This window comes from Pirellulimonas nuda (assembly GCF_007750855.1).
GTDB classification, from domain to species: Bacteria; Planctomycetota; Planctomycetia; order Pirellulales; family Lacipirellulaceae; genus Pirellulimonas; species Pirellulimonas nuda.
Genome location: NZ_CP036291.1, coordinates 319,270 through 337,265, shown reverse-complemented (window position 1 = coordinate 337,265; position 17,996 = coordinate 319,270). Strand labels below are relative to the sequence as shown.

Genomic DNA, 17,996 nt, shown 5'->3' with positions numbered 1-17,996 from the left:
AGTTGCCGGTCCCGGATGCGAATGACGAGGGTCGCGCTGCAAAAAACTCCCGGTAGCGGGGCAAGGTAAGTCAGCCAAGCAGTCGAGATAGGTGTCCTTCTAAGCGTGGGTGCGTGGCCACGCTTTCGCTGAGACATCAAGAAAAGTAGTGCGAGAAGCCTTCTTCCCATTGCAGCCCAAATCTACGGGGGGCTCAATCCGTTTTTACGGATTGAAACTCCGTTTTTCTGCTGCGGTTGGACGCGGCGTGTGGCTTGCGCTCCTGGCGGTGCGAGAGCGCCGGCGAGGGCGCCCACCGATCGGCTGCGCCGCCTCGCCTACGCTTCGGGCTGTGATGGCGGAGCGACTGAGGCGCCGCTTCACGCCGCCGCGTACGGCCACAGCCACACGAACGCCCCCGCCGTCAGCAGCGCGTAGACCGTGCCGTCGATCGAATCGAGCAGCGTCTTGCGCTTGAACCAGAACGCTCCCGGGAACCGCGCCGCGACGTGCGTCAGCAGGCCCGCGACGAAGACGAAGCGGAAGACGTCTAGCTTCGTCGACGCCGGGCTGAGGCCCAGCGACGCCAGGTAGCCGATGACGAACGTCGCGACGAAGAAGAACGCCAGCGTCTTGCCGATCGCGGCGCCCATGGAGACCGGCTTGTCGTAGACGATTAGGTTCCCCTGGCACGGGGCGTTCGGGTCGGGGGCCTGTTGGTCGGGGTGGGGGTCCTTGGGGTGGGGGAAGACGTACTGCCCGGCGGGCGCGGCGATCTTCTTCAGCACCGCGATCAGCTCCCCCTCGCCCGGCAGCGGACGCCACTCCGGCACGTGGTGCGGGAGCGCGGTCCAGGCCAGCGTGCTGGCGATGTGCACGGCCGCCGCGCCGACGACGATCGGGAGCCACAGATCGAACACGCTCATCGCGAGGATCTCCAAGAGGGTGAGTCTGGAGCGCGATTCTAACTGTGGCTGTCCGCGGAAGCTATGATCTCGTGCGAGCCGGGGCGTCCCCGCCCCCGGCGTGGTGAAAGAACACGAAGTCGATCCGTCTACTCCGCTGCGCCGGGGGCGGGGACGCCCCGGCTCACAAACTCACTACGGGCTACTCCGTCAACAGCACCAGCGACTCTTTCGGGCCGTGGGCGCCGATCACCAGGCTTTGCTCGATGTCGGCCGTCTTCGAGGGGCCGGCGATGAACACGCCGAACGCGGGGCTGCCGTCGGGGCGGCGCGGCGCGCTGATCCGCTGGTACGCCTCGTGCATCGTGTGCACCATCGCGTGCTTGGGGACGACCAGCACCAGCAGCTCGCAGATGAACGGCGTCACGCGGTGCCGCAGACCCAGGTCGGTGACCCACACCGCGCCGTTCTCGGCCACCGCCAGCTCGCCGGGCAGGATGGCGACCTCCAGCGACGCCAGCTCGTGCGGCGTGGCGACCGCGTTGGCGTCGAGCGTCGTCCGGCCGATCCCCTCGACGGCGGAGAAGACGCGCTGGGCCGCTTCATACTCCGGCAGCGCCTCGAGCGTCGCTTGCGCCGCCTCGATCGAACCGACCACAACGGCCCGGCTGCCGATCGCTTCGAGCACCGCGCAGAACTGCGCCACGGGGTCGTCGTAGCGGATCCAATCCCCTTCGAGCGCAGGGAGCGGCATCGCCTCGGGCTGGGCCCGGCGGACGGCTTCTAGGATGGTTTCGCGTGCGGTCATGGTGCTCATTGGCGACGAATAGAACGCGGATTTGCACGGATGCAGCGGATCAAGAACGGATCAGTCAAGTTTGTTCTGATCCTTGTCGATCCCGTCCATCCGCGCCGATCCGTGTCCTATTCCGTCGTCATACAATTTTGAAAATGTCTGCTTCGCGGCCGGGGGCATTTCGCGCTGGGCGCCCCAGGGGTTTAGGCCGTTGTAAGTCAGCCAGCGGGGGGACCAGCGTAGGGCGAAGCGGCCCAGCTTGCCGCCGAGGCGGAACAGCCAGGGGCGGGCCATCACGCCGCCGACCACGCTCATCGCGGCGCGCATATGCCACGGCGTTACCTTGGCCTTGACCAGCGTCTTGCGCCACGCCAGCAGTTGGTGGTGCAGCGGGATTTTGACGGGGCAGACGTCGGTGCAACTGCCGCACAGGCTGCACGCGTCGGGCAGGCTCTTGTGGGCCTGCATGTCGCGGGCGGGGTACAAGACGCTGCCGATCGGGCCGGGGACGGTCACGCCGTAGCTGTGGCCGCCGCTGCGCCGGTACACGGGGCAGGTGTTCATGCACGCGCCGCAGCGGATGCAGTTGAGGCTGCGACGCAGCTCTTCGTTGGCAAGCAGCTTGCTGCGGCCGTTGTCCACCAGCACGATGTGCAGCTCGCCCCCCGGCTTGGGGCCGTGGAAGTGCGACGAGTAGGTCGTGATGGGCTGCCCCGTGGCGCTGCGGGCCAGCAGGCGCAGGAACACCCCCAGGTCGGCCATGCGTGGGATGAGTTTCTCGATCCCCATCGACGCGATGTGCAGCGCCGGCAGCGAGGCGCCCAGGTCGGCGTTCCCCTCGTTAGTGCAGACGACAAAGCCGCCCGTCTCTGCGATCGCGAAGTTCACGCCGGTGATGCCCGCGGTGCCGGCCAGGAACTTGCTGCGCAGCTCGGCACGCGCGGCGCCTACCAGGTACTTCTCGTCGGTCGACCCGGCGGTGGTGCCGAGCTTCTCGTGGAACAGCTCGCCCACCTCTTGCTTCTTGACGTGGATCGCCGGCATGACGATGTGGCTGGGGTGCTCGTGGCGGAGCTGCACGATCCACTCCCCCAGGTCGGTGTCGACCACCTCGAGGCCCTTGCTCTCGAGCAGCGGGTTGAGCCCGCACTCCTCGGTCAGCATGCTCTTGCTCTTCACCACGCGCTGGATGCCGCGCTCTTTCAGCAGGCCGTAGACGATGGCGTTGTGCTCGGCCGCGTCGCGGGCCCAGTGGACCACCGCGCCGAGGGCCACGGCGTTGCGTTCGAACTCTTCGAGGTACTCGGCCATCCGCGAGGCGGTGTGCTGCTTGACGAGCGACGCCCGCTCGCGCAGCGCCTCCCACTCCGGAAGCTGCTGCGCGCACTTGTCGCGCTTGGAGCGCACAAACCAGAGCGCCCGGTCGTGCCAGCGCGCGCGATCAACATCGGCAACAAACTCAGCGGCGGCGGTGGCGTGCGACATAGGAACAGTTTTACAAGGGCGAAGAATAGGACGCGGATGAACGCCGATCAAACTGATTGACGCAGATGAAACGCCTGAATCTATCTGCGATCATCCCTAGAATCCGTGTCGATCCGCGTCCTATTTCTTCAGGGTTGGTTGCCGGCTAGGATTTCGGCGACGTGCATCACGCGTAGCGGGGCGCCGTCGCGTTTGATCAGCCCCTCGAGGTGCATCAGGCAGCTCATGTCGCCGGCGGTCATCACCTCGGCGCCCGCTTGCTGGTGGTCCGCGATGCGGTCGCGGCCCATCAGGCAGCTCACCGCGGCCTCCTTCACGGCGAACGTGCCGCCGAAGCCGCAGCACTCGTCGGTTCTTGCCAGGTCGACCAGCGTGATCCCTTCCAGTGATTGTAGGAGGGTCCGCACCTTGTTGACCTGCGGTGTGGCGGTCGGGCCCAGCTCGCTCTGCCGCGCCAGGCCCAGCTCGCGGAGCCCGTGGCAGCTTTGGTGCAGCCCCACGCGGTGCGGGAAGCGGCCCTCGATGCGGTCGATCTTCAGCACGTCGACCAAGAACTCGCACAGCTCGAACGTCTTGCCGGCCAGCCGCTGCTGCTCCGCGGCGTCGTCCAACAGGTCGTCGTAGTGGTTGCGGATCATCGACACGCAGCTCCCCGAGGGGCCCACCACGTAGTCGTACGCCGCGAAGGTCTCGGCGAAGTGCCGGGCGACCGGCTTGGCCGCCTCGACGCAGCCGCTGTTGGCCATCGGCTGGCCGCAGCAGGTTTGCTCGCGCGGGTACTCGGGCTCCACGCCGCAGCGGCGCAGCACCTGCAGCGTCGCCAGGCCGACCTGCGGGTAGCATTGGTCGATGTAGCAGGGGATGAACAGTCCGACGCGCATCAGTGAAGGGCGAGGGGTGAGAGACCAGGGGTGAACAATTGATGGTAGTCCAACGGGCGGCCGACGACGATAGTCCTCCAGGCGGAGCTCAAACACACACCGGATGACTAGCCGACGGACCCCGCCCCGTCGCTGTAACTCGCACCGCAAGTCGACGGGGCGGCGCCCCTGGGCTGCCCGGTTCTGCTGCGCGTTTTCGCGGGTCGATTTCGCAAAGAAATGCTCTCGTTCGCCCCGAAAATGAGCTACACTTTGCGATCCGCGACAACCGCCCGGCGCTCCTGCAACATTCTTCAGCACATGCGAAAATACGTCGTCATGGGGGTCCAGGGCTGCGGCAAGGGGACGCAGGCAAAGGTGCTCGCCTCGCGGTTCGACCTGACGCATATCTGTGTGGGAGATATCTTCCGCTGGAACATCCAGCGGCACACCAAGCTGGCCGCGCGGATCAAGCGGATTGTCGACGGCGGCGACCTGGTGCCCGACGAGATTGTCGAAGAGGTGGTGCAGCGCCGCCTGCAGGAACACGACTGGAACTTCGGCTTCGTGCTGGACGGCTTCCCCCGCAACCGCGCCCAGGCAGAGTTCTTCCTGGAGAGCTACGACATCGACGCGGTGGTGCTGATCGAGGCGAGCGACGACGTGGTGGTGGAACGCGTGCTGGCCCGCCGGCTCTGCACCGGCTGCGGGCTCGACTACAACCTCATCTACCACCGCCCCGAAACGCCCGGCGTGTGCGACGTGTGCCGGGGCTCGCTCGAGGCGCGCCCCGACGACGTAGAAGAAGTCGTCCGCAACCGCATCGCCAACTACCACGTGCAGACCGCGCCGGTGGTGAAGGTGTTCGAGCGCAAGGAGCTGGTGTTCCGCGTTGACGGCCACCTGCCGCCGGCCGACCTGCACCTCAAGGTCTGCGAGTCTCTGAAGCTCCCCAAGCCCACCGCCTGAACCCGGGACGCAAGTTCTGCGTGTGGGTTTCGCGGCGTGCTCCCAGGGCTATCTTCCCCCGCGCGGGGACGGCTATGCTTTTTCCGCGATGCCACTCACGCTCAAGCTCCGCGACTGCACGGCGCCGGTCGATTTGTTCGACCTGGACCTCGATGCGCTGGGGGGTCGGCCCCTGAAGTCGATCGCCGCGGCGCCGGTGCTGATTGGCCGTCGCCGCGAGGCGTTGGGCGAGGTGTTCGCCGCTAGCGGCAAGGCCGACGGCCGGTGGCGGTTCGAGGGAGACCTGCGGCGTGTCGACGGGATGGCCACGGGGCTCCGCGGCGCCACGGTGACCGCCGACGGGCCCGTCGGTCACCGCGCGGGCGCCCAGATGCGCGGCGGGAGGCTCACCCTCGAAGCAGACGCCGGCCCCTGGTGCGGCGCCGCCATGCGCGGTGGCGCCATCGAAGTACGCGGCGACGCCGGCGACGGCCTCGGCGCCGCGTACCTTGGAGACACACGCGGCATGCGCGGCGGGACGATCGTTGTGCGCGGCGACGCCGGCTCAGAAACCGGGTCGCTGATGCGGCGCGGCTGGATCGTGGTCGCCGGCGACTGCGGCCCGCTGGCCGGCTACCGCATGCTGGCCGGCACCCTGATGGTGCTGGGCCGCTGCGGGCCGCACGCCGGCGCCGAGATGCGGCGCGGAACGCTGGCGCTGCTGGGGGGCGCGGCGCCGCTGCTGCCGAGCTTCCGCCACGCCTGCCGGGCCGAGCCGACCATCCTGCGGCTGATGCGCCACGACTTGGCGACGCTGGGGGTCAACGCGCCCGCGGGCCAGGTCGACCTATGGAGCGGCGACCTGCTGAAAGGGGGCCGCGGCGAGGTGTGGCTGCCGGCTTGAGCCCACCGCGTCGTGCGGCTCGCAGGCACTACGGGTCCACCCAAGCAGGCGACGTACATGTCTATCGCACTGCGCCGGGGGCGGGGACGCCCCGGCTCACAAGCGCCGTCTGTTTGCGAGCCGGGGCGTCCCCGCCCCCGGCGCGTCTGATTCAGCCACGCCGCGCTACTTGCGCTGGTCGATCGGCACGAAATCGCGCTCGGTGGCGCCGGTGTAGACCTGCCGCGGACGATTGATGCGGGTCGTGGGGCAGTTGCGCATCTCCAGCCAGTGGGCGATCCAGCCCGGCAGACGGCCGATGGCGAACATCACCGTGAACATCGGCACCGGGATGCCCAGCGCGCGGTACACGACGCCGGAGTAGAAGTCGACGTTGGGGTAGAGCTTGCGCTCCACAAAGTACTCGTCGGTCAGGGCCGCCTCCTCGAGCTTCTGGGCGATCTCGAAGATCGGGTCGTTGATCTTCATCTTGGCCAGCAGCTTGTCGCAGGCCGCCTTGATGATCTTGGCCCGCGGGTCGAAGTTCTTGTAGACGCGGTGGCCGAAGCCCATCAGGCGGAAGTTGTTGTCTTTGTCCTTGGCCATGTCGACGTACTTCTCAACGTTGCCGTTGTCGCGGCGGATGCGGTCTAGCATGGCGACGCAGGCCTCGTTGGCGCCGCCGTGCAGGGGGCCCCACAGGGCGCCGATGCCGGCCGAGATCGACGCGAACAGGTTCGCGTCGCTCGAGCCCACCATCCGCACCGTGCTGGTGCTGCAGTTCTGTTCGTGGTCTGCGTGGACGATTAGCAGCAGGTTGAGCGCTTCGACCTCCACGGGGTCGATCTCGTACTCTTCGGCCGGGGTGCCGAACATCAGCCGCAAGAAGTTCTGCGAGTAGTCCAGGTCGTTCTTGGGGTACATGAACGGCTGGCCGATCGACTTCTTGTAGCAGTACGAGGCGATCGTGGGGGTCTTGGCCAGCAGGCGCATCATCGACACGTGGAGCTGCTGAGGGTCCTTGACGCTGGTCGAGTCGGGGTAGAACGCGCTGAGCGTGGCGATCACGCTGCTGAGCATCGCCATCGGGTGGGCGTCTCGAGGGAAGCCCTCGAAGAACCGGCGGATGTCTTCGTGGACGATCGTGTGTTGGCGCAGCGTGTCGCGGAACGTGTGCATCTGGTCGGCGGTGGGGAGCTCGCCGTAGATGAGCAGGTACGCCACCTCGGCAAAGTCGCAGTTGGCCGCGAGCTGCTCGATGGGGTAGCCCCGGTAGCGGAGGATCCCCTTTTCGCCGTCCAAGAAGGTGATGGCGCTGGTGGTGGAGCCGGTATTGACGAACCCCTCGTCCAGGGTGATCAGCCCGGTCTCGCCCCGCAGCTTGGCGATATCGATCGCCGGCTCCTCCTCGGTGCCGATGACTACGGGGAGGTCGATCGACTTCTCGCCGAACTGGAGCTTCGCGTTCCCGCCACTCGTGGTGCCTTCGGCCATGCGGCCCCCTTCTTGCTGCTTGCTGCGCTGCGTGCTTCGATCGTCGCGTACTACCCGCCCAAGTGTATCCGGGGCGGTCCGGGGCAGCAATCGGCGCGGGCGCGGCTACGCCGCGGGGGCCGGGGGCGCGCCGCTGCGCGGCGGGGCCTTCGGCCCGGGGCTGGGGGCTGGGGGACGCGCAAGCGGTGGGGTGCGGGTTCCTGAGCTTCCGACGACAGGCGGGTGTGAGATGGGCAATCCTTCGGCTCAGTGGTAGTCGCTTGATGCCTGGAACCAGTGCCAGCCCGCGTCAATCGGCGTGAGCTTGTAACTGGCGGCGCCAAACGGCGTGCCCTTGTTGTTCGGGTCCTTGACCAACCCGTATGACACGAAATTAATCCCAAACGCTCCATCCCATCCGGAGTTGACGCGGAAGTAGGTTCCGCCGCGCGGGTCGGTCGCCCATTCGTCCACCTGGTAAATGCCCAACCGTTTGTTCAGCGCGAGCGGTCGCTCCGAGGGGCGTGCTTCTGCAACCTGTGCGTCGAACGCATCGCGGCTGTACTCGAAACCGAGTCGCTTCGGCGTGCCCGTGAGCGCCGTCAGCCAAGCGAGCGCGATCACCCCGGGGATCGTGCACGCTAACCAAAAATCTAGCCAGCCGCAGCGACTAGTGTTGAAAACCTTGCGGAGTATGTTCCAGAAAAGCAAAGGCGAGATCAGCAGCAGAAGCAACAGCAGAACGACCTGTGGCCAGCGCACTAGACAGAACACGACGCACTGACTGCCGAAGTCGCCCAACACGCCAGGATACGCGCTCGCCCAAAGCGCCAGCAACGATCCGAGGATCACTGCGCCGAACAGGGTGCGGATGAGCGTTCGCATGTGGGTTCCGAGGCGGGATGACAACGCGAGAGCCTGCTCGTCGCAGTGGTTCTATCCTCGCCCTCCTGCGGGCCGCGCTCAAGCCGCACGCCCTTTGCGCCGCGCGTACTACCCCCGAAGCGTATCCGGTGCCGTCCGGCGCAGCAATCGGCGTGGCTCGGGGCTGGGGGACGCGTCTGCGGGCCTCTAGCCGGCCCTAGGTCGCCCGACAAAGCTGGAGGGACGCGACGCAATCTGGCGCAACTTCGTTACTGCGATCTGCTTCGGCGCCACCGGCGCGGCACACAACCGACTAGAGCAATCGCCGCGGCATGGAGCGTAGTCGGTTCGGGGACCGCTTGTATCCGAAATAATTGAAACCCTTTGGGGGTGTTAGCCAGGAATAGAAGTTGGTCTTGGAATCGCACGAACCGGGTCGTCGTAGCGCCAGGCGCCAAGAGCCCGTTGCCGTAGATGTCAGTGAGGTAGGGAGTTGTTCGCAGGAGTTCGTGAATGCCGTCTCCATCAAGGCGGTAGACGGACTCGCCGTCCGGACCGTTTGCCATGAACACTAACTGGTCGCCGAGCGCCTCCAGGTTTCGCGGGTACGAGCGCGCCTGGCCCGGAAGGAGGTCAAGCACCTCGACTTCCATCTCGGTAATTCGCAGGAGACCGTCGCCCCCCTCCGTCGTTGCCGGAACGAAAAGCGCGCCGCCAAGGGATTCTGAATCGTAGACCGAAATAAACCTTCTGCCTGCAACCTCAGGTGGGGAGTAGATTTCCTCCGCGGAGAATCCGTCCGTTCTGTAGAGGCGGGCCACACCATCCCCCAAGACAGAGAAGTAGAGACTTCCGTGGGCTTCCTGGAAATACACTGCGCTCGGCCGCTGGCTGTCTCCTATGTCGATCCGTCGCACCAAGTCGCCCAGTTCCGAGAACACGAACAGCGCGGCTCCTTCGGGTCCGGTCGCGGGGAGCAAGAGTTGCCCGTTTAGCACAGCGCCCCCGTACGTTAAGGGGTTCGAGCTCTGCGGACCTGGATTGAGGTCGAACTGCCGCACTTCTCCTCCGTCGGTTTGCTGGAGCTCGTAGCCACTTCCCCGATCAGCGCTGAAATAGAGGCGCCCACCAAAGTCCCGGAGGCCCGCGCTCAGTCGCACATCGGACGAGAGGACTTGCGCAACCGACTCAGGGGTGGCTCGATAGAGCGCCCGGCCCCCGGCGTCCTCCGCGGTGAAGTAGAACGCATCGTTCAGAACACCTTCCGGCCTTGGATTTGACCCTCCCGGTCCCGGGTTCGCATCGACTACAAGCGAAACGTCCTGCCCGTCCGTCCGGTACACCTCGTACCCGTCAGACCCGTTTGCGGAAAAGTAGAGCGTATCATCGACGGACGCGTGCCACGCATAGCTCGTGTCCACCTGCACGTCTGCCACGACGGAGCCAACCGAATCCTGGAGCACCATTAACGACGGCCCACCGGTTCCGTCCGAACCGAGACGATTCGCGCCAAAATAGAGCCGATCGCCCACCACTTCGAAATTGCGTGGCCAAGAGCCCGATTCGTCGTCGCTGAGGTCGTATTCCACTAGGTCGACGCCGTCCGTACGGAACAGCTCGATGCCATTGCCGCTATCGCCGCGAAAGTAGAGCGAACCCTGGAACTCTACGAACTGTGTTCCAATATGGAACCCCGGATCGACCTCGAAGCGGGTGAGCGTCTCTCCATCGGTCTTGAAAAGTCTGTGGCTGGGGTGGCCGAGCGGTTCCTGGCCGATAGACGCAGTGAAGTAGAGCTCGTCGTTGTAGGTGATGAAGGCGCCGAAGTTGGGCGCATCGCCTAAGAAGTCTGGTTGGAAAACTTCATCACTAACCACATCGACAACCAGGGTTCTCGCCTGGGAGCAGAGTGGAATAAGGAGAAGGAGAATTGTGCAGGGGTTGCGCATAGCGAGCAAAGGCTCTTGCAGTGGATCGCTCGGAAGAAAGTTGCCCGACGTTAGATTGCGATTCCCGAGGCGTAAAGAGCAACGGGGAGTTATTTCCTCGGCTAACCCGCACCATTGTGTTCCCCTCAAGCCGCACGCCCTTTGCGCCGCCGGTACTCCACCGCCCGGCAATAAACACACGCCCCCCGCGCCTGGCCGCCGCAGCCGGGGCAGCGCCGTAGCGGGGGTGGCGGCGCCTCGGGTTCGCCGCGGCCGTACGCGCCGCGGCGGCCCGAGGCGATCTGGTCGACCACGCCCCGGCTACAGCCCACCTGCCGAGCGATGGAGCGGTGTGAGAGCTCCCCGATCGCGAGCAGCCGCTGTACTTCTTGGATGGTTTCGATCGCGAGCAACGTAAAGCCTTCAAGTGTGAGAGAACTGAACCACGGATGACACGGATCGCACGGATCGGTTTGGGGCAGACCGATCCGTGCGATCCGTGTCATCCGTGGTTAGGCGTCAGCCCTAGCCTGCGTCTGCATCGTCGACGCAGAAGTCGCGTAGGTCCGGCTCCGGCGGGTCTTCCGGCAGAACCAGGTCCCAGTCGATGTCGTCCCAGTCGAGCGGCGCATAAATCGAGAGCGGTGGGTCCACGGGGGGGCTCCTGGCGGCGAAGAGATAGTGAACACCTGAACACTTAACGGCCGCTAGCATGCGCCATCGAGTGGCTATTTTCAATCGCCGATTAGCAAGATTATGGCCACTGCTGCTGCGCCCGAGAGTTCGGGCTGTAGGGGGCCGAGGACCCCGGCTCAACCGCGGCTCGCGGCCGCGCCGATGGCACTTGGATAGCCGGCCTCAGGGCCGCCGCCTGGGCACGGACCGCCCGGGCGCCCCGCCATTGGATGGGCGCACCGCAAACTTCAGCGGTCCCGCCATGTTGTACGACCTTGCCCACGTCGCCCCGATGGCGGCGTTTGTCTTCGTGTGGACGATGATCGCCTGGATGCTGGTCGGCGACCGGCTCGGCGAGATCCGCACCCGCCGCCCCGAAGCGAGCGTCAAGCCCGCGCCAAAACCGGCGCCACACTTCCGGCGGCGTGCCAACCGCGGCCAGAAAGCCGCCGTGTGAGCCACGCGGGGGTGTGTCCGCCTGCGGCGGACGGGGAGTGTGGCTGCGCCACGGGGCTCGCCGCTACGCGGCTGGGCCTTCGGCCCGGGGCTGGGGGGACGCGCAAGCGATGCCCGACAGCCACCCCGCTCCATCGCTTGCGCGTCCCCCAGCCCCGTTCGCGTAGCGAACACCCCCCGTGGCGCAGCCACACTCCCCGTCCGCCGCAGGCGGACACACCCCGCGGCGCAGCCGCTACAGGCCCATTTGTTGGACGGCTTCGTCGAGGCGGCGGGCCATGTCGCCGTCCAGCAGGCCGCGTTCAGGCTGGGGGAAGCGGGCCCAGGCGGTGCGGGCGGCGACGGCGTCGCCGGCGCGCACGGCCAGCACTACCTCGGCGGCTTTGCCGAACACGCGGGTGGGCATCTGGTCTTCGCTGGCGCTGGCCAGCTCGCGGGCCAGCCGCTCGGCCTTGCCGTTCTGGTCTTGGCTGAGGTAGAGCCGCAGCAGGCCCTGCTTGGCCATGTAGTGGTAGTTGAAGTCGGCGTCGGGGAACCGCTCCATCACCAGCAGCCAGGCCGCCTCGTTGTCGACAAACTTGGCGTGCAGCAGTTGGCTGGCGACGTCCGGCTTGGCGATCGGCTGCTGGCCCACCCCCGCCAGCAGCGGCTTGGGGCGCGTCGCCACGCCAAACGCTAGGCCGGCCAGCAAGCAGGCGGCCACGACCAGCATCCAGCCGCGGCGTTTGGGGCGCTGCAGGTCGAGCTGGGCCGTCGCCCCCAGCAATTGATCCAGTCGCCGCGTCGCCGCGGGCGAGGCGCCGGTGAGCGCCAGGGTTTCGAACGCGGCGCCGTCGTCCCCCGTCTCGGTCCACCCCTCGTCGATCGCGGTCCGGGTCAGGGCCCGCAGCTCGGACAGCAGCTCGCTCGGTGAATCGAAGCGATCCTCCGGCTTCTTCTGCATCATCCGCTCGATGATCCGCGCCAGCGCCACCGGCAGGTCGGGGCAGCGGTCGACCAGCGGCTCGGGCTTCTCGCGGAGGTGCTTCACCGCTACCGCCAGCGGCGTGTCCCCCTGGAACGGGGGCTGGCCGCATAGCAGGTGGTAGGCCGCGACCCCCAGCGAGTAGATGTCGCTGCGGGGGTCGAGGTGCTTGCCCTCCACCTGCTCGGGGCTCATGTAAAGCGGGGTGCCCATGGTCACGCCGACCTGGGTCAGCTTGACGCCGTCTGGCTGGTCGACGCGGGCCAGGCCGAAGTCGGCCACCTTCACCTCGCCGCTGCGGCTCAGCAGCAGGTTCTCTGGCTTGATGTCGCGGTGCACGATCCCCTGCTCGGCCGCCTTGGCCAGCGCGGCGGCCGTCTGCCGCAGCACGCCCAGCACCAAGCCAGCGGGGAGGGTGCCGTCGCGTTCGATCAGCTCCCCCAGGTTGCGGCCCGGCACGTACTCCTGGGCGATGTAGTAGCGGCCGTCGCAGCAGCCGACCTCGTAGATCTGCACGATGCCGGGGTGCACCAGCCGTGCCGCGGCACGGGCCTCGTGCTGGAAGCGGGCGACGTAGGTCGGGTCGCGGGCCAGTTCTTCCCCCAGCACCTTGAGCGCCACCTGGCGGCCCAGCGATAGCTGCTCCGCCAGGAACACCTCGGCCATGGCGCCGCGCCCCAACCGACGCAGAACGCGGTAGTCCCCTAGCTGCTGTCCGTTGAGGTCGGTCACGTGAGGGTGCTATCAGACAGGTTGGGTGGGGAGGACCTCCGGCACCTCTAGTGTACGCAGCCGCCCCCCCAAGGCGAGCCGTCGGCGTCGGCCGCCGGAGCTTTCCCGGCACTGGGCCCCCCGTAAGGGGTCCTCCGCCCGCTGACGCCGGCGGCTCGCCATTTTTCGCGGGAATAGCTTTCCATTGGCCAGCCGAAACCGGTAGAGTTAAGGTCGCCGCGATGCCGGCAAACCCATCTCGTCCTCATGGAGGCAGTCGTGATGCTACGCGCAGACACCAGCAAGTTGTGGCTCGGCCTCGCCCTAGCGGTAGGCCTGGTCGCGTGGACCCATCACTCTGCCACTGCCGACACGGGTGGCGCGGACGCCCAGCAGGCGTCGGCCGACACCATGTTCGACGCCGCCCGCGCGCCGGCCTGTGAAGCCCAGGCGTGCGAAGAGGCCGAGGCCTGCGCCGAGCAGCCCTGCGAGACGGAAACCTCCCAGGTAGTCGCCGTGGCGCCCGCCACGAAGAGCGCGGCCGACGGCGTGGCCGCCACGCACAAGCAGACCGGCATCATCAAAGCCAACGTGCCGGGCCACGCCCAAGTGACCGCCGAGTGTTTCTGCATCGCCGGGAACGACAACCTGCTGATCGGCTGCCACGCGAGCGACAGCAAGGCAGAGAACAAGGACGAGGTCCGCGTGTTCGACCCGTCCGGCGGCCTGGTGGCCGCATTGCCGCTGCCGTTCACCCCCGACGCGATCAACGTCGACCCGTCCGGCAACATCCTGGTGGCCGGCGCCGGCGAGCTGGTGCGGATGACCATCGACGGCCAGCAGCTACACCGCGCCAAGGCGCCCCACGTAAGCGGGATGAGCGACGAAGAACGGGGCAAGCTCCGCGAGCAAATCGTCACCCAGCACGAACGGACGGCCAAGATGTACACCCAGCAGGCCGATCGGTACACCGAGCTGGTCGTCAAGGCGGAGCAGCAACTAGAAGAGGTGACCCAACAGCTCGAAGCGCTCAAGGCCGACGAAGAGCAAAAAGACGGGAAGGACGAAGACGACGTAGCCGCCGGCCGCAAGCAGGCGGTGCTCGCGGCGCGTACGTCGGTGCTCAAGCGTCAACTCACGCAGTACAAGCGGATGCAAGAGCAGTGGGACACGATGATCTCGCAGATGGGCGAGACCAAGCCGCTGACCGACGAGCAGGTCGACCAGCAGATCGAGGCCGCGCTGCGTTCGAAGATGGCGGTCTCTTCGGTCAGCTCTGCGGGGGGCCACGTGTTCGTCGCCTGCCGCTCAACGGTGGGCTACGGCTACGAGGTGTGGAAGATGGACGACCAGTTCGCCGACGGCGAGGTGATCATCAAGGGCCTGAGCGGCTGCTGCGGGCAGATGGACGTGCAGGCCTGCGACGGCGGCTTGTTTGTGGCCGAGAACAGCAAGCACCGCGCAAGCCGGTACAACCTAGACGGCGAGGCCGAGAAGCATTGGGGCACCGGGGACCGCACGAGCCTGGAGGGCTTCGGTAGCTGCTGCAACCCGATGAACGTAGCGTTCGGCCCCGGCGGCGCGGTGTACACCGCCGAAGACGACACCGGCCGCATCAAGCGCTACAGCCCCGACGGCGAGCTGCTGGGCCTGGTGGGCAAGGTCGACCTGGTGCCGGGCTGCAAGAACGTAGCGATCGGCGTCAGCAGCGACGGCGACCACGTGTACATGATCGACGTCAACCGCCACCACGTGGTGCGGATGGACCGCATCAGCGGAGACGCGGCGCAGCCGGTGGCGCAGGCCAGCTACGAAGAAGCCAGCCACGAAGAAGACGTCCACACGACCGAGACGCCCGCCCAGGGCTCATCGAGCCCGATCGTGGGCGTGCTGAAGCTGCTCAGCGGCCAGTAGATGATTCTGACGCTCTGACCACGGATAGCACGTTTCCACGGAAGAAATGGCCACGGATACGATTGCCACGAAAAGGCACAAAAAGCACAAAGACGGAAAACGATCGATTCCAAGGCCCCAATTATCAATTCAATGAACAGGCGTTTCATTGACGGTCAATTGGAGTTGGCAACCGGAACGTTTTTGTGCCTTTTCGTTGCCATTCTTGATCCGTGGCCATTCCTTGCAAGGAAGCGACGTGGTATCCGTGGTTCGTTTTTCCCTAGGAGACCGCCATGCTCCGGCTCTTGCTCGCGTGCGCGCTCGCCGCGCCCCTTGCCGCCAACGCCGCCTCGCCGGGCGAGCTGACGCTGCTGGTGATGGACCCGCTGGCGGCGCCGCTGTCGTGCCCCTGTGTTGAGGGGTACGCCCAGCGGGACTACGACCAACTAGGCGTGTACCTGGCCGAGAAGCTCGACCGCCCGGTAAAGGTGGTCTTTGCCGAGTCGTTCCAGAAGGCCCTAGAGCGCGACGACTGCGACGCCATCGATATCGTCGTCGGCAAAGACTCGGTCGCCCGGGCCGACGCCAAGGCCCTGGGGATGAAGGTCACGGCGCTCGCGCGGCTCACCGGCAAGGACGGCTCGACCACGCAGACGGGGCTGATCGTCGTCCGCTCCGCCGACCCCGCCAAGAAGGCGTCCGACCTCAAGGGCTACCGCATCTTGTTCGGACCGGCCGAGTGCAGCGAGAAGCACGCCGCGCCGCTGGCGCTGCTGGAGTCGGCCGGCGTGGCGGTCCCGCCGCCGGCCGAGCGTGAGACCACCAGCGCGTGCAGCGACGGCGCCTGCAAGATCATCGAGTGGGGCGACTCAGAGCGCGCCGCCGCGGTGATCAGCAGCTACGCCGCGCCGCTCTTGGAAGGGTGCGGCACGATCAAGAAGGGAGACCTGCGCGTGGTGGCCGAGACGGCGCCGGTGCCCTTTGTGACCGCGCTGGCCAGCGACCGGCTCGACGCGGCTCAGCAAGAACGGCTCCGCACCGCGCTGTTGGACATGGCGAGCGATCCGAAGCTGATCATCGCGCTCGAGACGCTCACCGGCTTTGTGCCGATCGAAGAGCACGCGACGCAGACCAAGAGCGAGCCGCAGGCGTCGGCCGACTGGCCGCAGTTCATGGGCCCCGACCGCAACGGCCGCGCCCCCTGGCTCCCCGACCGGCTGCCGGAGTCGCCCCCGATCGTCTGGCAGCAGCCGCTGCTGCGGTCCGGGCTTGGCGGCCTCGCGGCTACCCAGCACCATGTGGTGCTGGGCGACCGCGACGCCGCCAACGCGATGGACGTCTTCCGCTCGTTCGAAGCCGGCACGGGCGAACCGCTGTGGACCGTTGAGTACCCCGCGCCGGGGCTGCTGGACTACGACAACGCCCCGCGGGCCACGCCGCTGATCGCGGACGACAAGGTCTACCTGCTGGGCGCGTTCGGCGACCTGACGTGCGCCGACCTCGCCTCCGGCGCGGTGCTGTGGCAGACGAACCTGCGGCGAGACTTTCTGGCCGAAGAAGAGCTGGTGTGGGGGACGTGCAGCTCCCCCTTGCTGGTGGGGGACATGCTGATCGTCCACACCGGCGCGACCCAGTTCAACCTCGTGGCGCTCGAAGCAGAGACCGGCCTGTTGGTCTGGCAGGCGGCCGGCGCGGGGCTGGCGTACGCGTCGATCTGCGAGGCGACCTTCGCTGGCGTCCACCAGGTGATCGCCTACGACAAGACCAGCCTCCGCGGCTTCGACCCCGACTCCGGCGCCGAGCTGTGGCGCCTCGACCCCCCGCAGCCGGGCGACTTCAACGTCCCCACGCCGCAGCAGCTCGGCGACCGGCTGCTGGTGGTCACCGAGAACAACGGCGCCCGCCTGTACGATTTTGATGAAACGGGCCGCATCGTCCCAGAGCCGGCGGCCCAGACGATGGCCCTGCGCAGCGACACGGCCACCCCCATCGTCGCGGCGGGCCGGGTGTTCGGCGCGGCCGACAAGCTGCTGTGCCTCGACCCCGCGGCGGGCTTCAAGACCCTCTACCAAGGCCGCGACCGCGCCGTCCGCGGCTTTGCCCCGATGCTGGCGACCGACGACCGGCTGCTGATCCTCGGCCACGGCGGCGAGCTGCTGCTGGTTGATCCGCGGAGCGACAAGCTCAACGTCCTGTCACGCGCCCGGCTCTTCGAAGACTCCGAGCAGGCCGACCTGTACTGCTACCCGGCGCTGGTGGGGACGCGGCTGTTTGTGCGCGGGGAGCGGTCGGTGGTTTGCGTGGAGCTGGGGGACGGGGTTAACCACAGAGTCACGGAGAGCACAGAGACGGACGTGAGGGGAACCGCCGATGGACGCGGATGAACGCGGATACGTTCACGCTCTCGTAGCGGGTGCCTGGGGTCGCAGCGAAGCGGAGCCCCCAGGCGGTCGCCACTGAGATGGCGACGGCGGTTCGAGCCCCTAACAGTAGGCAGAAGACTTGGCATCGCTTCTACGTCGATTGAGTATGCTCCTGCATGGAGAAAGGCAAGCTCGGTGCGGCCTTTGCAGTCGTGGATACTCGGAAGCCAAACCGTTGATCGAGGGATATGAAGGGTTTCTGGTTTGCGCCGATTGCCTGAAGGAAATCGCGGCGCAAGTGCCCGTCCTACTTCCCCATTTGAATCCTACTAATTCACCGAATGACGTTAATGAGAACCCGTTCTCGTCCCCCCTCACATCCGCGGCACAACGGGACTTGTGCATTCTGTGTGGCCGCGAATTGACGCCTGGATCGAAGTGCCACGAAGCAAAGTCAAGAGCACTTTTCTGCGAGGAGTGCGTATTCCAAGCGTGGTGTCTTGTCGAGAATGCGCAGTCAGAAATCGCTCGATGACTAGTCGAAGGGATTGAGGCTTTTCCATGGCTACGACGGCCAAGATCGCGCTCGCCGTGGAGATCGCCGAGCGATCGGTGGCGGAGAACGGCTACCGGCACGGGCCCTGCATCGCTGCAAGAATGGTCGGCGCTACGACCGACCGTTGGGAAGTAGAACTAGCGTACGATGGTTGCACGGGGCGCAGCGCAACAACCGACCCCCCGTCCATCGTGCTCAAGGTCGATCTGGACACAGAGCAGGTTACGTCGGTCGAGCTGATGTAACCGGTAACC

General features: G+C 66.7%; 16 protein-coding genes. 6 read left to right on the top strand and 10 right to left on the bottom strand.

All coding sequences use genetic code 11. The features are described 5' to 3' along the window. Positions 1-359: 359 nt before the first annotated feature. The 4 genes from Pla175_RS25750 to Pla175_RS01280 all read right to left on the bottom strand — a co-directional run bounded on the left by Pla175_RS25750 (position 360) and on the right by Pla175_RS01280 (position 4,046). The gene (locus Pla175_RS25750) at positions 360-905 is read right to left on the bottom strand and encodes a hypothetical protein (RefSeq protein ID WP_197527188.1); all 546 of its coding nucleotides are present in this window, start codon (positions 903-905) and stop codon (positions 360-362) included. 181 nt (positions 906-1,086) lie between these two features. After that, complete coding sequence (locus tag Pla175_RS01290; protein WP_145280556.1) at positions 1,087-1,692, bottom strand: LutC/YkgG family protein; 606 nt, start codon at positions 1,690-1,692, stop codon at positions 1,087-1,089. Between the two features lie 60 nt (positions 1,693-1,752). Next, the gene (locus tag Pla175_RS01285) at positions 1,753-3,165 is read right to left on the bottom strand and encodes a lactate utilization protein B (RefSeq protein ID WP_145280553.1); all 1,413 of its coding nucleotides are present in this window, start codon (positions 3,163-3,165) and stop codon (positions 1,753-1,755) included. Positions 3,166-3,293: 128 nt separating this feature from the next. Further along, positions 3,294-4,046, bottom strand: a complete 753-nt coding sequence (locus Pla175_RS01280) for a (Fe-S)-binding protein (protein WP_145280551.1) — start codon at positions 4,044-4,046, stop codon at positions 3,294-3,296. 300 nt (positions 4,047-4,346) lie between these two features. Between Pla175_RS01280 and Pla175_RS01275 the strand changes: the two genes are divergently transcribed. Together Pla175_RS01275 and Pla175_RS01270 are read left to right on the top strand one after the other, a co-directional pair. Continuing rightward, a complete protein-coding gene (locus Pla175_RS01275; protein WP_145280549.1) occupies positions 4,347-4,994 on the top strand; it encodes an adenylate kinase family protein in 648 nt (215 codons plus the stop codon). Between the two features lie 88 nt (positions 4,995-5,082). Next, a complete protein-coding gene (locus tag Pla175_RS01270) occupies positions 5,083-5,877 on the top strand; it encodes a formylmethanofuran dehydrogenase subunit C (RefSeq protein ID WP_145280547.1) in 795 nt (264 codons plus the stop codon). A 165-nt stretch (positions 5,878-6,042) separates the two neighbouring features. Here the strand turns inward: Pla175_RS01270 and Pla175_RS01265 are convergent, their stop codons facing one another. The 5 genes from Pla175_RS01265 to Pla175_RS26725 form a co-directional block, all read right to left on the bottom strand. Continuing rightward, complete coding sequence (locus tag Pla175_RS01265) at positions 6,043-7,350, bottom strand: citrate synthase (RefSeq protein WP_145280545.1); 1,308 nt, start codon at positions 7,348-7,350, stop codon at positions 6,043-6,045. A 246-nt stretch (positions 7,351-7,596) separates the two neighbouring features. Further along, on the bottom strand, positions 7,597-8,214 hold the full coding sequence (locus Pla175_RS01260; RefSeq protein ID WP_145280542.1) for a hypothetical protein: 618 nt from the start codon (positions 8,212-8,214) through the stop codon (positions 7,597-7,599). A gap of 248 nt (positions 8,215-8,462) precedes the next feature. Continuing rightward, positions 8,463-10,142 (bottom strand): hypothetical protein, encoded by a 1,680-nt coding sequence (locus tag Pla175_RS01255; protein WP_145280540.1) that lies wholly within the window; start codon positions 10,140-10,142, stop codon positions 8,463-8,465. 125 nt (positions 10,143-10,267) lie between these two features. Then, positions 10,268-10,534 (bottom strand): hypothetical protein, encoded by a 267-nt coding sequence (locus tag Pla175_RS01250; protein ID WP_145280538.1) that lies wholly within the window; start codon positions 10,532-10,534, stop codon positions 10,268-10,270. Positions 10,535-10,646: 112 nt separating this feature from the next. Then, on the bottom strand, positions 10,647-10,775 hold the full coding sequence (locus tag Pla175_RS26725) for a hypothetical protein (RefSeq protein WP_261342798.1): 129 nt from the start codon (positions 10,773-10,775) through the stop codon (positions 10,647-10,649). A 283-nt stretch (positions 10,776-11,058) separates the two neighbouring features. Between Pla175_RS26725 and Pla175_RS01245 the strand changes: the two genes are divergently transcribed. Beyond that, positions 11,059-11,253: a hypothetical protein gene (locus Pla175_RS01245; protein WP_145280536.1), complete on the top strand. Its 195-nt coding sequence runs from the start codon at positions 11,059-11,061 to the stop codon at positions 11,251-11,253. Between the two features lie 234 nt (positions 11,254-11,487). Here the strand turns inward: Pla175_RS01245 and Pla175_RS01240 are convergent, their stop codons facing one another. Beyond that, the gene (locus Pla175_RS01240; protein ID WP_145280534.1) at positions 11,488-12,948 is read right to left on the bottom strand and encodes a serine/threonine-protein kinase; all 1,461 of its coding nucleotides are present in this window, start codon (positions 12,946-12,948) and stop codon (positions 11,488-11,490) included. A 261-nt stretch (positions 12,949-13,209) separates the two neighbouring features. Here Pla175_RS01240 and Pla175_RS01235 point away from each other — a divergent pair, with 261 nt between their 5' ends. The 3 genes from Pla175_RS01235 to Pla175_RS01225 all read left to right on the top strand — a co-directional run bounded on the left by Pla175_RS01235 (position 13,210) and on the right by Pla175_RS01225 (position 17,987). Continuing rightward, the gene (locus Pla175_RS01235; RefSeq protein WP_145280531.1) at positions 13,210-14,841 is read left to right on the top strand and encodes a hypothetical protein; all 1,632 of its coding nucleotides are present in this window, start codon (positions 13,210-13,212) and stop codon (positions 14,839-14,841) included. Between the two features lie 275 nt (positions 14,842-15,116). Beyond that, on the top strand, positions 15,117-17,207 hold the full coding sequence (locus Pla175_RS01230) for an outer membrane protein assembly factor BamB family protein (RefSeq protein WP_145280529.1): 2,091 nt from the start codon (positions 15,117-15,119) through the stop codon (positions 17,205-17,207). A gap of 540 nt (positions 17,208-17,747) precedes the next feature. Next, a complete protein-coding gene (locus tag Pla175_RS01225; RefSeq protein WP_145280527.1) occupies positions 17,748-17,987 on the top strand; it encodes a hypothetical protein in 240 nt (79 codons plus the stop codon). Positions 17,988-17,996: the final 9 nt, after the last annotated feature.

Bases quoted from the DNA above. Each gene is read 5' to 3' on its own strand.
- Pla175_RS25750 (WP_197527188.1), bottom strand. From the start codon at position 905: ATGAGCGTGTTCGATCTGTGGCTCCCGATCGTCGTCGGCGCGGCGGCC.
- Pla175_RS01290 (WP_145280556.1), bottom strand. From the start codon at position 1,692: ATGACCGCACGCGAAACCATCCTAGAAGCCGTCCGCCGGGCCCAGCCC.
- Pla175_RS01285 (WP_145280553.1), bottom strand. From the start codon at position 3,165: ATGTCGCACGCCACCGCCGCCGCTGAGTTTGTTGCCGATGTTGATCGC.
- Pla175_RS01280 (WP_145280551.1), bottom strand. From the start codon at position 4,046: ATGCGCGTCGGACTGTTCATCCCCTGCTACATCGACCAATGCTACCCG.
- Pla175_RS01275 (WP_145280549.1), top strand. From the start codon at position 4,347: ATGCGAAAATACGTCGTCATGGGGGTCCAGGGCTGCGGCAAGGGGACG.
- Pla175_RS01270 (WP_145280547.1), top strand. From the start codon at position 5,083: ATGCCACTCACGCTCAAGCTCCGCGACTGCACGGCGCCGGTCGATTTG.
- Pla175_RS01265 (WP_145280545.1), bottom strand. From the start codon at position 7,350: ATGGCCGAAGGCACCACGAGTGGCGGGAACGCGAAGCTCCAGTTCGGC.
- Pla175_RS01260 (WP_145280542.1), bottom strand. From the start codon at position 8,214: ATGCGAACGCTCATCCGCACCCTGTTCGGCGCAGTGATCCTCGGATCG.
- Pla175_RS01255 (WP_145280540.1), bottom strand. From the start codon at position 10,142: ATGCGCAACCCCTGCACAATTCTCCTTCTCCTTATTCCACTCTGCTCC.
- Pla175_RS01245 (WP_145280536.1), top strand. From the start codon at position 11,059: ATGTTGTACGACCTTGCCCACGTCGCCCCGATGGCGGCGTTTGTCTTC.
- Pla175_RS01235 (WP_145280531.1), top strand. From the start codon at position 13,210: ATGCTACGCGCAGACACCAGCAAGTTGTGGCTCGGCCTCGCCCTAGCG.
- Pla175_RS01230 (WP_145280529.1), top strand. From the start codon at position 15,117: ATGCTCCGGCTCTTGCTCGCGTGCGCGCTCGCCGCGCCCCTTGCCGCC.
- Pla175_RS01225 (WP_145280527.1), top strand. From the start codon at position 17,748: ATGGCTACGACGGCCAAGATCGCGCTCGCCGTGGAGATCGCCGAGCGA.